The organism is Paludibacterium yongneupense DSM 18731, from assembly GCF_000422925.1.
GTDB lineage: Bacteria > Pseudomonadota > Gammaproteobacteria > Burkholderiales > Chromobacteriaceae > Paludibacterium > Paludibacterium yongneupense.
In genome coordinates, this window is the sequence record NZ_AUGZ01000008.1 from 184562 (window position 1) to 198186 (window position 13625).

13 protein-coding genes are annotated in these 13625 nt (G+C 63.3%); 3 read left to right on the forward strand and 10 right to left on the reverse strand.

The genetic code is table 11. The features are described from left to right. Positions 1–155 precede the first annotated feature (155 nt). The 5 genes from G520_RS0105315 to G520_RS0105335 all read right to left on the reverse strand — a co-directional run bounded on the left by G520_RS0105315 (position 156) and on the right by G520_RS0105335 (position 5858). Positions 156–1544: an FAD-binding oxidoreductase gene (locus G520_RS0105315; RefSeq protein WP_028534743.1), complete on the reverse strand. Its 1389-nt coding sequence runs from the start codon at positions 1542–1544 to the stop codon at positions 156–158. After that, positions 1534–3042 (reverse strand): sodium:solute symporter family transporter, encoded by a 1509-nt coding sequence (locus G520_RS21655; RefSeq protein ID WP_051229074.1) that lies wholly within the window; start codon positions 3040–3042, stop codon positions 1534–1536. The genes G520_RS0105315 and G520_RS21655 overlap by 11 nt, the downstream gene beginning before the upstream one ends. Beyond that, positions 3042–3257 (reverse strand): DUF485 domain-containing protein, encoded by a 216-nt coding sequence (locus G520_RS21660; protein ID WP_036665409.1) that lies wholly within the window; start codon positions 3255–3257, stop codon positions 3042–3044. The genes G520_RS21655 and G520_RS21660 overlap by 1 nt, the downstream gene beginning before the upstream one ends. Before the next feature lie 10 nt (positions 3258–3267). Next, complete coding sequence (locus tag G520_RS0105330) at positions 3268–4623, reverse strand: aldehyde dehydrogenase family protein (RefSeq protein ID WP_028534744.1); 1356 nt, start codon at positions 4621–4623, stop codon at positions 3268–3270. A gap of 62 nt (positions 4624–4685) precedes the next feature. Continuing rightward, complete coding sequence (locus tag G520_RS0105335; RefSeq protein WP_028534745.1) at positions 4686–5858, reverse strand: NAD(P)H-dependent flavin oxidoreductase; 1173 nt, start codon at positions 5856–5858, stop codon at positions 4686–4688. A gap of 261 nt (positions 5859–6119) precedes the next feature. Here G520_RS0105335 and G520_RS24340 point away from each other — a divergent pair, with 261 nt between their 5' ends. After that, complete coding sequence (locus tag G520_RS24340; protein WP_156876884.1) at positions 6120–6818, forward strand: acyl-homoserine-lactone synthase; 699 nt, start codon at positions 6120–6122, stop codon at positions 6816–6818. On the opposite strand, the gene G520_RS23885 is transcribed toward G520_RS24340, so the two are convergent. After that, on the reverse strand, positions 6727–7524 hold the full coding sequence (locus G520_RS23885; protein WP_084637490.1) for a helix-turn-helix transcriptional regulator: 798 nt from the start codon (positions 7522–7524) through the stop codon (positions 6727–6729). The genes G520_RS24340 and G520_RS23885 overlap by 92 nt on opposite strands. A 684-nt stretch (positions 7525–8208) precedes the next feature. On the opposite strand from G520_RS23885, the gene G520_RS0105350 reads away from it, so the two are divergent. Further along, positions 8209–9171: a LysR family transcriptional regulator gene (locus G520_RS0105350; RefSeq protein ID WP_028534748.1), complete on the forward strand. Its 963-nt coding sequence runs from the start codon at positions 8209–8211 to the stop codon at positions 9169–9171. A 290-nt stretch (positions 9172–9461) separates the two neighbouring features. Continuing rightward, the gene (locus G520_RS0105355; RefSeq protein WP_028534749.1) at positions 9462–10748 is read left to right on the forward strand and encodes an NAD(P)/FAD-dependent oxidoreductase; all 1287 of its coding nucleotides are present in this window, start codon (positions 9462–9464) and stop codon (positions 10746–10748) included. 39 nt (positions 10749–10787) lie between these two features. Here the strand turns inward: G520_RS0105355 and ubiT are convergent, their stop codons facing one another. The 4 genes from ubiT to G520_RS0105375 form a co-directional block, all read right to left on the reverse strand. After that, positions 10788–11222, reverse strand: coding sequence for a ubiquinone anaerobic biosynthesis accessory factor UbiT (gene ubiT, locus G520_RS0105360; protein ID WP_028534750.1), 435 nt, complete (start codon positions 11220–11222; stop codon positions 10788–10790). Beyond that, positions 11209–12117, reverse strand: coding sequence for a U32 family peptidase (locus G520_RS0105365; RefSeq protein WP_028534751.1), 909 nt, complete (start codon positions 12115–12117; stop codon positions 11209–11211). Before G520_RS0105365 ends, ubiT begins: the two co-directional genes overlap by 14 nt. A gap of 19 nt (positions 12118–12136) precedes the next feature. Further along, positions 12137–13153: a ubiquinone anaerobic biosynthesis protein UbiU gene (gene ubiU, locus G520_RS0105370; RefSeq protein ID WP_028534752.1), complete on the reverse strand. Its 1017-nt coding sequence runs from the start codon at positions 13151–13153 to the stop codon at positions 12137–12139. Between the two features lie 66 nt (positions 13154–13219). Beyond that, positions 13220–13600 (reverse strand): SirB2 family protein, encoded by a 381-nt coding sequence (locus G520_RS0105375; protein WP_028534753.1) that lies wholly within the window; start codon positions 13598–13600, stop codon positions 13220–13222. Between the last annotated feature and the right edge of the window lie 25 nt (positions 13601–13625).

Sequence of the window (13625 nt, forward strand, 5' to 3'; positions counted from 1 at the left end):
TGCCACGCTGGATGGACAGCCGGGGAAGGGCGCGCTAGATTTTGCCGTACCTTGCACGCAAGGTACGTTCAATGCGCCGGACTGTTGCCGTTCGGTGTGTTTCTTCCTCGTGTTGTCCCGGCGGCCTGGGCCGCCGGGGCTTTTTTCGCCAGAACCTACAGCCATTTGCCAGGGTTCATGCGGCGTTCGGGGTCGAGCAGCTGCTTGATGGCCCGCATCAGCGCGAGCGCGGCGGGGTCCTTGTAGCGCTCGAGCCAGTGGCGCTTGAGCTGCCCGATCCCGTGTTCGGCCGCCAGTGTGCCGCCGTGTCGATACACGATGTCGTAGACGATGCCGTTTACGCGTTCTTCATCGTCGAACAGATCGGTGTTGCCCGGACGGGTGGCGGAAACGTTGTAATGCAGGTTGCCGTCGCCAGCGTGGCCGAAGGCGATGATGCGGCAGCCGGGAAAGGCCGCTTCGAGCGCCGCGCCTGCCTCGTCGATAAAGACGGGAATCGCGCTGCACGGCACCGCGATATCGTGCTTGATGCTCGGCCCCTCGCGTTTCTGGCTATCGGACAGCACTTCGCGCAAGGCCCACAGCGCTTCGCGCTCGGCCTCGTTTTTCGCGACCACGCCATCGACGGTGTGCGCCTGGGCCAGGCATTCCAGCAGCGGTGGATAAAGTGCCGCGCTGTCGCCTCCATCGGATAACTCCAGCAGGATGGCCCATGGACTCATGAAAGGGACGCGCGCGGTGTTCTGGCGCCGGACCAGCTCCAGGCAGGGGAGCGAAATCAGCTCGAAGGTGGTCAGGCGGTCTCCGAAGCGATCGCGCAGCCGGTGCAGCCAATCCAGACCCTCCTGCGGCGTATCGACGCCGATCAGCGCGGTGGCGCGCGCCGTCGGCATCGGAAACAGGCGCAGCGTCGCCGCTGTGATCAGCCCCAGCTGCCCTTCCGCACCGATGAACAACTGCTTGATGTCGAGCCCGCTGGTGTCTTTGCGCAGGCCGGATAAATCCTCGATCAGGCTGCCATCGGGCAGGATGACTTCCAGCCCCAGCGCCAGTTCGCGCATGGTTCCATAACGCAGTACGGCCATTCCGCCAGCATTGGTCGACAGGTTGCCCCCGATCTGGCAGCTGCCCTCGCTGGCCAGCGATAGCGGGAACAGGCGCTTGTGCCTGGCGGCCAGCTGTTGCGCCGCGGCCAGGGTGACGCCGGCTTCCAGCGTCATGGTGTCGTTGCCGGCATCGATTGCCAGTACCCGGTTCAGTCGTCCGAGGCCCACGACCAGCTGCCGGCCACTCGTGTCCGGCGTGGCGGCGCCGCAGGTCGAGGTGTTGCCGCCCTGTGGCACGACAGCCACTCGATGGCGATGGGCAAGCCGCATCAAGGCGGCCGCCTCATCGCGGGTGCCTGGCAGGGCCACCGCCAGCGCGCGGCCGAAGTAGCGCTGGCGCCAGTCCACGCAATACGGCGAGGTATCGCAATCGGCAGTCAGCAGGTGGGAGGGGCCGATCAGCGCGGCGAGTTCCTCGAGAAACGATTCAGTGTTCATGGTGGTTTCCTTGCCGTACGGCGGATCGCGTCATGTGCGATGCCAGGCCGCCGGCGGCGAAGGCCAGTCCGACCGAGATCAGCGCCGGGTTGGCCAACGGAAAGAGCGGGTGGGCGAAGCCGAGCAGGCCGACCCAGACGGTCGGACCGGTCACGATGGCGAATACGGAGCTGACCATCCCGGCGATGCCGCACGCCAGTGCGCCTTGCACGGTCAGGCCCGGCCAGAACAGGCTCAGCAACAGCACGGGAAAATTGGCGCTGGCGGCCAGGGCGAAAGCGAGCCCCAGCATGAAGGCGATATTCTGCTGCTGGAACAGGGTCGATAGCGCGATGGCCACGAGCCCGAGCCCCAGTGCCGCCAGGCGCGTGACGAGAAGCTCGCGGCCGCCGCCGCGGTTCTTGCGCCAGAGCACGCCGTAGACATCGTGGCCGATGGCGCCGGCGCCGGCCAGCGTCAGTCCTGCGACGACCGCCAGCATGGTGGCGAAAGCGATGGCGGCGACGGCCGCCATCAAGGGTTCGCCGCCGATGACGCGGGCCAGGTGCAGTGCCACCATATTGCCGCCGCCGATCAGCTTGCCGGCCGCGTCGAGAAAGGCCGGATGCCCCGCGACCAGTATGATGCCACCCGCGCCTATCACCGCGTTCAGGGTGAAAAACAGCGCAATGATGCCGGTTGCCCAGCAGACCGAGACGCGTGCCGCGCGGGCGTCGGCGACAGTGAAAAAACGCATCAGTACGTGCGGCAGCCCGAGCAGGCCGAGTACCAGCCCCAGCGCCAGCGAAATCACCTCCAGCGGTGTGCCCAGAGCCCGGCTTGGCAGCAATACCGCCGCTCCCGACGGGTGGCGGGCTACGGTTTCGCTCACCAACCGGCTCAGGCTCCAGCCGGTGTGGGCGAGCACGCCACTGGCGAGCAAAATGGCGGCGATCAGCATCAGCACCGCCTTGAGCATTTGCACCCATGTGGTGGCGAGCATGCCGCCGAGCCCGACGTAGAGCGTCATCAGTACGCCGACCAGCGTTACGGCCGCTCCATAGGGCAAACCGAACATCATCTCGATGAGCTTGCCGGAACCGACCATCTGCACGACGAGATAGAACAGGGTGATCAGCACGGTATTGAGCGCCGACATCAGACGGATAGAGCGTTGCGGGAAACGCCGCGCCAGGATGTCGGCGACGGTGTAGTGCCCCTGCTCGCGCAGCTTCTCCGCCAGCAGCAGCAGTAGCAGCGGCCAGCCGGCGAGGGTGGCGACGGCATAGACCAGCGAGTCGTAGCCTTGCGCGAGAACGAGGCCGGCAGCGCCGAGGAAGGCCGCGGCGGACAGGTAGTCGCCCGCGAGCGCGAGCCCGTTTTGCCATCCGTTCACCCGCATGCCCGCGCGGAAGAACTGCTGGGGCGTGTGCGACAGGCGCGCGGCGCGACGGGTGATCAGCAGGCTCATGGCGACGACGAGGACAAACAGCCAGATGGCGAGGGGCGAGGTCGGCATCACGCGTCCTCGCGTACGGATAGCCGGACATAAAGGACGGTGACGGCAAAGCCGAGCCAGATCAGTCCGATCGCGAGCGGTAGCGACAGCGGGATGGAGCCGCCCGGCCAGCATGGCCGCGCAAGCCAGGACGGGACGAATGCGACGACGGCGAAATACAGGGTGAGCGGTGCCAGTAGCAAGACCAGCAGGCGTCGGCGGACAACAGCGTTCATCGGGGCGGCTTCACTTTTGCCAGTAGGTTTTGACGTTGACGAACTCGTAGAGTCCGAATTCGGATAGTTCGCGGCCGTAGCCTGAATCCTTGACTCCGCCGAAAGGCAGGCGCAGGTCCGAACTGGTATGGCGATTGATGAAGACGCTACCGGCCTCGATCTGGCGTGCGAGCTCCCATGCGCGGTCGGTATCGGCGCTGTACAGGGTGGCGCCCAAGCCGAACGGGGTGTCGTTAGCCAGCCGGATTGCATCGGCCTCGTCCCGGGCGCGCAGGATGCTGGCCACCGGCCCGAAGACTTCTTCGTGATAGACACGGCAAGCCGGTCCGACATGGTCGAGGACTGTCGCCGGGTAGTAGAAGCCGGCACCTGCCGGCATTTCGCCGCCCAGCGTCAGGGTGGCGCCGTTGGTCACGGCATCCATGACCTGGCCGTGCAGATTCTCACGCAGATCGGCGCGCGCGAGCGGCGCCAGCGACGCGGCGGGATCGGCCGGGTGTCCGGGGCGCAGCCGCGCCGCTTCCCGCGTCAGCGCCTCGCTGAACGCTTCCGCTATCTCGGGGACTACGATCATGCGCTTGGCGGCATTGCACGACTGGCCTGCATCTCGGAACCGCGACAGCGCCGCTTCGCGCGCTGCGGCTTCGATGTCGGCGTCGGCCAGCACGATGAAGGGGTTGCTGCCGCCGAGTTCGAGCACGGTCTTGCGCAGATGTCGTCCGGCCATGGCCGCTATCATGCGCCCGGTGCGGGTCGAACCGGTGAAGGCGACCGCGTCGCAGCCGCGAACCGCGTCTTCGACCTGCTCGGGATCTATCCAGGCCCCGCGCACGACATCCAGGTCGCTGCGTTGCACGCAGTCGAGCAGCAGCCGGGTGCATTGCGGTACCGAGGGGGCGGGCTTGACCAGACAGGCGTTGCCGGCAATCAGGGCGGGAATGGCAAATCGCAGAACCTGCCACACTGGGTAGTTCCACGGCATGATGGCCAGCACCAGTCCCAGCGGTTCGAAGGCGACGCCACTACGGCTGGCCTGGGTCGGTATCGCCAGCGGCCGCAGCAGCTCGGGCGCGAGCTCGGCGTAGTAGCGTATCAGCTGCACCGACTTGTCGATTTCGGCCAGGCATTCGGCAATGCGCTTGCCGACTTCGAGCGAAACCAGACCGGCCAGAGGCTCGCGTTCGTGCTCCAGCGTCGTCGCCAGGCGCAACAGGGCGGCGGCGCGCCCGGCGACCGAGCGCTCGCGCCAAACGCGCTGGGCCGCACGCAATTGCGCGAGGGTGGCGGTCAACTGTCGGGGGGTATCCGCCGGTCGGGTAAACAAAACCTCGCCGGTGGCCGGGCTGCAGGAAGTGAAGGCGTTCATCGCCCTACTTTAACGGGATGACGAGAGTCCGGCAACGGCGGACTCTCGTCGCGGGGCCGCTTTCAACGGCCCGCTTGCAGCTCGGCCGGCATTTCGCCGGTCAGAAAATACTGGATGGTCTCGCGTGCGCTGCGCATCGCCGGCCCGAAGGGCAGGGGGTCGGCGCCGCGGAAGAACAGACCCTTGCTGACTTCGCCGCGGAAGGCGGCGGACAGTTTCAGGTCGATGCAGAACTGACCGACCTTGGACAGACCGTCGCGCAGCCCGCAGACCGTCAGGCAGTTGAGCCCCTGGGTGCAGCGGCGCGGGTCGGCCTTGGCGTTGGCCTGCAGCTTGGCTTCGCGGTGCAGATAGCTTTTCAGGAAGGGCGTCAGCACGCCGCGCGCCGGCAGGCCGGCCACGCTCATGAACTCGACGATGTCCTCGGGCAGTGCTTCGGCCAGCGTGCGCTTGAAGTTGATGTGGGCGTCGCCTTCTGTCGTCACCGCGAAGGCGGTGCCGATCTGGACGGCGGAGGCACCGAATTCGTTGAGGAAGGTCTTGACCTTTTCGAAGCTGTTGACGCCGCCGGCGACGATGAGCGGCACTTTTTCGCGCTCGAGGCCGAGCGCCTTGAAGACTTCGAAGGTTTCTTCCAGTACGCGCTTGAATTCGAACCGGGGCTGATCGAGGTCGGCGATGGTGGCTGCACCGAGGTGGCCGCCTGCATGGTTCGGATGCTCGATCACGATGGCGTCAGGCAGACGGTTCTTCTTCATCCAGCGTTTCAGCACGATGTTGATGCCGCGCGATTCGGACAGAATGGGGATCAGGGCGACGTCGGGATGTCCGGTGGCCATTTCCGGCAGGTCGAGCGGCAGGCCTGCCCCCATGACCACGGCCTGAGCGCCCGATTCGCAGGCCTGGCGCACCAGAGCCGGATGATCGTCGACGGCTTTCATGACATTGACGGCGACAATACCGTTTCCTTCGGACCGCTGCAGTGCCCCTTTGACCTCGCGGTCGAGCGCGATGCGGTTCAGGCGGTCGAGCGTGGCCTGATTCGCGCCGGCCGATTCCGACATCAGGTCATCGTGAAGATGACGCAGATCAACACTGGCAATCGTACCGACCGCACCCTCGCGGGCAACGGCCCCGGCCAGACTTTTGGCCGAAATACCGACCCCCATGCCGCCTTGTACGATGGGCAGGAGTTCACGGCCCCGTATAACAAGCGGCGAAAACAGATGTTTCATGGTGGTTGGCCTCGCGTCGAGCAAAAACACTATGGAGTGTAAGTTATGAAATTGTCGGGGTCTTGATATGCGTCAATCAGGCGGGGGGACGGTTGTCAACGTATTACCGCAGAACGGCTGATTTTAACACAGATTTTCAGCGTTCTCAAAGCATTACAGCCGCGTGACGGCGGCGGGCGGCGGGCCGGGGGCCTGCCGGGAAAGGTTAGAGCGCTTACCTGACCGAAAGGACAGATTTACCGGTAACGGCAAGCTCTTAGAGTGGAATTCCGTAAGACAATTCCTATGGAGCTTGTTATGAATTCTGTTCACTTTTCAGCCGAGTCCGATTTTCGCCTGGCTTCTATCCGTGGTGGCCGACGCGAGACGGAGTTGCTGCGCTTTCGGCATCGGATATTTCGAGACCAACTGCGCTGGCTCGCACCGTCAGAGGATGGGCTGGACCGTGATGACTACGACAGCTTTTCCGATAATTTCGCCGTCCTGGACGGCAACGATGTGATCGGCTCGGCGCGAATCACCCCCGGGCACTGTCCGTTCATGATCGAAAGCGAGTTCTCCGCCTTGATGCCAGAAGGGTTTGTGTTGCAAAAAGGGGCACAAAGCGCGGAAGTGACGCGCTTCGCGGTGGGGCAGGACAAGAAGGGGCAGCGGCCGGAAGCCGCTGCGCATCTGTTGTATTTCAGCTTATATGCCTGGGCACGGACTCATCAGGTGCGCTTGATGTATTTCGTTGTCGAACCGCCGTTTTTCCGCCATATCCAGCGGCTCGGCTTTCCCGCGCATCGTATCGGGCCGGCGCGACCGCTGGACGGCGGGGTGATGTCCCAGGCCGCCTACCTCGATTGGTCGGAGGCGGGCCCGGATTTCATTCGTTGGCTGCGATCGGCGGTTGCAGCCCCATCTGAAGTCCTCGCACGATCGCATGCGTCCGATTATTCGCATCCAGTTTTCGGATGATGTTGGCGACGTGAAATTTGACGGTCCGCTCGCTGATCGCCAGGATGGTGGCGATTTCCCAGTTGGTTTTGCCTCGGCTCATCCACTGGAAAATATCGTACTCGCGGTGTGACAGCAGCATGGCCGATGGCGAATTGGGCGCCAGATTTGCGACGCGGACCATGGCCTGGTGCAAGTGCGGCACCAGGCAATTCACCATTTCGATCAACTGATGGTCGCGTATCATCTCTTCGCCTGTCAGCGAAATGACGCAGGCAAGGTTCTGCCTTTCCGATGCCGAACTGAAGCTGACGCCGCAACCGAGCCCCATCGAGGCCGCTTCGGCGATGAAACGCTTCTCGAGCGCGGTCTTGGCGTAGGCGAACGAGTCTTTCCACACCACCGGTCCGCTACCGACCGGCGTGCGCAGCACCGGGTCGCAGCTGGCGTAGTTTTCACTCATATAGTGTTCGACCCAGTGCAGCGGGTAGTTCACGTTGACGACTTTCTCCAACCGTTGCAACTGGTGGCTCTGGTTGAGCCTTCCCATCGCCAGCACCATGTGCTCGGTTGGTATCTGCTGGTGCAGATACTCCAGATAGGCCTTCAGTTGTGCCTCCACCTCGACGTGGCCCGCCATGTGGATCCATTCGAGAAGGGCATACGTGCGTTCCGGTCCGAGTTCTTCGGGCAGGGGGCGCGAGTAAAATAGAGGTGCCTTAGTCATGAGCGACGCTTTCTTATTGTTTTGATTTAAAAAGCATAACAGACCCTTTACAATCCCGCTGCATCAAAAGAGCAGGAAACAGCCGTTCCAAAGGACGGGTCGGGGGCAGCTCCTGCTGACGCAACATTTGCCCTGCCTAGGTTTGATAGTCTAACTTTATCAATAAATAAAGGTGGAACGCACTGCGCCTGAGCAAGCGCGTGCGCAATCGCGCACGACTCGAGCCGGCAGGAGCGAATCAGGCGGCCTTGATCGCCTTCTGTTGTCCTTATATATACCCGCCGCATCGGTCTTCACCGCCGCCAGCCATGTGCGGCAACACTAAAGTTCAGTGCAGATTGCCCCACGAACGGTGCAAGATGGAATCCTGACTGCAGAGCGGGGGCGGCAGCCCTCAGTCGTGAGAGAGGTCGGGCCGTCTGCAGGTGCGACGCGGCCAGTCTATCAGCATGTCATTGATGGCTAGGTATCTTGTTTGCAATATTCGGTATTTTTTAGATGCTATAGTCATATCTTGCCCGCTCAACCCGCGAAAGTAGTGCTCGCTTTAAATAATTTAAACTTTAATAAAGTCTAGGAATGGTGTACTCTTTTTTAAGAAGTGCTACTTAATAATGACGTTTAGAAGCTGTTTGTTATTTCTTCGGCATTGAATCGTTATGCCCACCTTGGATTGGCTCTGCTATGGATACTCTTAAAGCGCTCATGGTTTTCATGACCACTGCCGAGAATGGCAGTTTTTCAGACGCAGCCCGCAAACTGGGCGTGTCGCCTGCCGCGATTAGCCAGAGCATCGCGAGGCTGGAGCAGGAACTCGAAGTTCGCCTGTTCAACCGTACGACGCGCCAACTGACGCTGACCGAAGACGGCCGCCGCTTTTACGCGCAGTGCCGCGGGCCGGTGAATAATCTGGATGCGGCCATCAACCAGCTGCGGGCGAGCCGCGACGAGCCGGCCGGACACTTGCGCGTCAGCATGCCCAACTCCTTCGGGCGACGTTTTATCTTGCCGCTGATGGGCGAGTTTTGCGAGTGCTATCCCAAGATAAAAGTGTTTTTCGGCCTGGATGATCATTTTAGCGACTTGGTCGAAGATGGCTACGATGTCGGCATTCGTGTCGGAATGATGCCGGACTCGCGTCTGGTCGCGCGCAACCTGGCCAACATTCCCTTGTACGTGGTGGCGGCACCGTCATACTGGAACAAGTATGGCCGCCCGCAGGAGCCGGAAGAGTTGAGCAATCACGATTGCATCAATTTCCAGTTTCCGACCTCGGGTCGCCTGTTCAAGTGGGAGTTCGACCGCACTGGCGAACGCATACCGCTCGAAGTGAACGGCACCTACACCCTCAACGAGATGGAAGCCGTGGGCGAGCTCGCTCGACTGGGGCTGGGCGTCGCCCAGCTACCCGGCCATGAGGTGATGCCTTTCATCCGCAGCGGCGAGCTGGAAGTCGTGCTGACCGATATGGTGTCGCTGGAACGCTCGATCTATATCTGCTTCCCGCATCGCGACCACATCGCGCCCCGGACCCGGGTTTTCGTCGATTTCATGGTGGACAAGCTCGGCCAGCATCCGGACATCATCGCCGACCTGCCCGGTGTCGACCTTTCGGCCAAACGCAAGGCGCTCGCGCAGTCGATTTGATGTCGCCAGACTGAACCGGTCGTCATTCGGTCGACGGCCGCTCGGACAAACAGCCGGCAAGAGATTTCTCTTGCCGGCTGTTTGCGTTTCCGTGCTCGCGGGTTTTCGATGGTCTGTCAGGGAAAGGCGGACAGAGAGGGCGACGCTTCAATCATTGGCCGTGCCGCCGGGTAGAGCCTCGCCCCGGACTCATGATCAGGAACTGGAAAGTCTGCTTGTCTAAAATCTTAAACGCAGATAAGGTGATTTCGTCTTGACTTGGCCCGCATGGGCGTACCGGGAAGGATCCGATGACGACTGCGCTGGAATATCCTGCGTCTTATTACGCTGCGTCCGCCAATCCGGCGCCGAAACGGCCCGCGTTGACCGGCGCGGTACATTGCGATGTCTGTGTGATCGGCGCCGGCTATACCGGCTTGTCGACCGCGCTGGAGATGGCCGAGCGCGGTTACCGCGTGGTCGTGCTGGAGGCGGCACGGGTCGGCTGGGGCGCGTCCGGGCGCAACGGCGGCCAGATCGTCAATAGCTATAGCCGCGATATCGATGTGATCGAGCGCCGACACGGAAAAAGCGCGGCGGCGCGGATCGGGGCCATGGCCTTCGAGGGCGGAGCCATCATCCGCGAGCGGGTCGAACGCTACGGAATTTCCTGCGATCTGAAAGCCGGAAATCTGTTCGCTGCCATCACCCCCAAGCAGATGCGTGAGCTGGAGGAGAGACGGGCACTGTGGGAAAGCCTTGGCCATCGTGCGCTGACCCTGCTCGACGACAGACAGATGCGCGGCGAGGTCGATTCGCCGCGTTACGTCGGCGGCCTGCTCGACGGGCTGGGCGGGCATATCCACCCGCTCAATCTGGCGTTGGGCGAGGCGGCGGCGCTGGAGTCGCTGGGCGCAACCATTTTCGAACAATCAGCGGTGGAGCAGATCGTATACGGCGAGCCTGTCGTGCTGAAGACGCGTGCCGGACAGGTCAGTGCGAGCTTTGTGGTGGTGGCGGGCAATGCCTATCTGGGACAGCTGATACCCGCTCTGGCGGAAAAGACGCTGCCATGCGGGACGCAAATGATCGCGACCGAGCCGTTGAGCGAGGAGGCGGCAGGGCGTTTGCTGCCTAACGGGCATTGCGTAGAGGATTGCAATTTCCTGCTCGACTACTACCGCCTATCGGCCGACCGGCGCCTGCTTTACGGCGGTGGCACGGTTTATGGCGCCCGCGAGTCCGGCGAAATCGAAGCGCAGATTCGCCCGAAGCTGGAGAGAACGTTTCCGCAACTGGCCGGCGTGCGCATCGACTATGGCTGGACCGGGAATTTTTCGCTTACCCTGTCGCGCCTGCCCCAGCTTGGGCGCATCGGGCCGAATGTCTACTTTTCCCAGGGATGCAGCGGGCACGGCGTCAGCTATACCCATCTGGCCGGACGCTTGCTGGCGGAAACGATCCAGGGCCAGAGCGAACGTTTCGATGCGTTTGCCGCGCTGCCGCACCAGCCGTTTCCCGGAGGGCGCTTGCTGCGCGTGCCTCTGCTGACGCTGGGCGCCTGGTACTACGGCTGGCGCGACCGGCTGGGCATTTGACGTTTTCGCCGCCCGCTGCGCGGGCGGCGGCCAGGCTGTTCAGGCGGCCATGAAGCGGCCGACCGGGGTGTTGCTCCAGTCGACGCTGTCGAGCAGGTTTTTCACGATCAGGCCGAGTTCCGTATCGCCTTCGATCGCCAGCTTCCGATTGAAAAACAGCGTGTCGGGGTCTTCTTCGCGTAGCATCATGCGGGCGAAGTCGGCGGCGTTGGCGCTAAAGCAGAGATCGGCCGTCTCCGCGATCGTGTCGACCCGGAAACCCGCCTCGTCTGCGGTGAAACGCAAACTGATGCCGGCGTCCAGTACCCGGACCTCGAAACGGCGCCCCGCGAGCAGGCTCATGTCGGCCGGCAGGACCTGACGGCGGACCAGCTGATTGAGCAGGCCGACCAGCAGCCAGGAGGGGGGCGTCGCCGGCAGACGGCTGGCGATGCGCGCCACCAGCGGCGGAAGAACCAGATCAGGCACTTGCATTTTGCGTTTCTCCCAATTTGACGATACCGGCCTGGCCGCGCCAATAGCCGTCGACCAGACCGCCCTTGGCGCAGGCGGACAAGTCGGAGCCGGTCTGGCCGGCCGCGACGGCGGCGAAGGTGCGCACGATCTCCTCGCAGTGTTCGGCTTGCGGGCTGATGCGCGCGCGGCCGACGCCGCTGGCGCGCATATCCGCCAGATGCGGCAGCAGCGACTGCGTGGCCCCCGACATCGTCTCGATGCCATTGATGGTCAGGAAGTCGCTGCCTTCGCGCGTCTTCAAGGTCAGGCCATCCGGGTGTTCCATGCAGCGGAACTCGCAGCTGTCTTTCTTCAGATTGAAATGGCGGGCGGTGAAGCAGCGCGCCGACAAGGCCAGCGGCAGACGCCCCCAGGCGAAGACTTCGCACTCCGGTGCGGGCGCGGCGGCAAGTATCCCGGCCAGCATGTCGCGGCTCATCTCCAGCGGCGCCACCCAGCGCCGCGCGCCGAGGCGGGCCAGCACGGCCAGGGTCTCGCCGTTGTAGATGTTGAGGTGCGGCCCGGCGATGAAGGGCAGGCCGTGGTCGCGAGCGAGCTTGGCCGCGCCGAGGTCGTTGGCTTCGATCGCCAGTTCGCCGTTATCGACCAGCACCTTGAGGCGCTTGAGGTCGGATTCGCCCTCGATCAGGGCCTGGCAGGACAGGACGATTTCCTTGCCCGAGCCCGCCAGTTCCTGTGCCAGCGCCACCCAGTCGCGGCTGCGCAATTGCTGGCGCCGGCCGCAGACGACCTCGCCCAGATACAGGGTGTCGAGCGGCCATTCGATCGCTGCGCGGTAAAACGTCATGACCTTCTCGCGCGGCCAGAAAAACAGCAGCGGGCCGAGCGCCAGTTTTAAATTCGCTTGGGTCATCGTGACTTCCATCCTGCCTTCATTTCCACGGGCGACTATAGGCGCCCAGCGTCTGTTGCTGCCCTTCGGAGACCTTGGCCAGTGCCTGCTGCCAGCCGGGACGCACGGTGAAGCGCGATCCTTCGCGGCCGGCGGCATCCAGCGCCTCGCGCAGCGCGCGCGTGACCTGCGCGGTATAGGCCGGGCTGCGCTGGCGGCCTTCGACCTTGATCGCCGCCACGCCGATTTCTATCAGTTGCGGCAGCATCTCCATCACATTGAGGCTGGTCGGTTCTTCCAGTGCGTAATAGGTATCGTCGGCAACCTGGAAGCGGCCCTTGCACAGGGTCGGGTAGCCGGCCGCTTCGTCCTTGCGGTAACGGTCGATCAGAATGCCGTTCAGACGCGCGTCCAGCGATTCGGCACCGTGCTCCCAGCGCACGAAACGCGCGGGCGAGCACACGCCATGCGTATTCGGGGATTCGCCGGTCGCGTAGGAGGACAGCAGGCAGCGTCCTTCCACCATCACGCACAGGCTGCCGAAGCCGAAGACTTCGATCTCGACCGCGGTGTTCTCGATCACGTGGCGCACCTGATCCAGCGTGAGCACGCGCGGCAGTACCGCGCGGCGGATGCCGAACAGCTCGTGCGCGAGATTGATGGCTTCGTAGTTGGTGGCCGAGCCTTGCACCGACATATGCAGTCGCAAGTCGGGATGGCGGCGCGCCGCATAGTCCATGAGCCCGATGTCGGCGACGATGACGGCGTCGACGCCCAGGTCGGCGGCCTCATCGATGGCGGCTCGCCAGCGGCCGATATCGGCGCCCTGGGCATAGGTGTTGATCGCCAGCAGGACATGCCTGCCGCGTTCGCGCGCATAGCGTATGCCCTCGCGCGCGGATGTCGCGTCGAAGTTGAGTCCGGCGAAATTGCGGGCGTTGGTGTTGTTTTTCAGGCCGAGATAAACGGTGTCGGCACCATTATCCACAGCGGCCTTGAGTGCGGGCAGATTACCTGCCGGACACACCAGTTCGGGTAGTGTGCGGTTGCTTGGCATGACGCCTCGACAAGGGGGAAACCGGCTGAAGGTAACAGAGCTGCGGCTATCCGCCCTTGTCTTGGGTCAAAACGGCAGCGCCCGCTTGGAGAATGCCACGGCGACGATATAGCCGACCGCCAGCAAGGCCAGCACGCCTGCCGCCATGCGGGCCTCGCGCGTCTTGCCGCGCTTGAGCGCCAGGGTACCCAGGATCACATAGGCGATCAGCCCCGCGATTTTGGCCAGCAGCCAGGGCTGGCGCACCGGATCGATGTGCAGCAGAATCGCCAGCGCCACGCCGCAGACGAGCAGAAAGGTATCGACGACATGCGGCACGATGCGCACGATTTTCCAGCCGAGCAGGCGCGGATAGCACAGCATCGCGCCGTAGCGCAGGGCAAACAGTGCGATGCTGGTGAAGGCGAAGCCCATATGGGCCTGCTTGAGAAAGAGATAAGCGTTCATAAGGTTCCTTGCGTGCGCGGGTGTT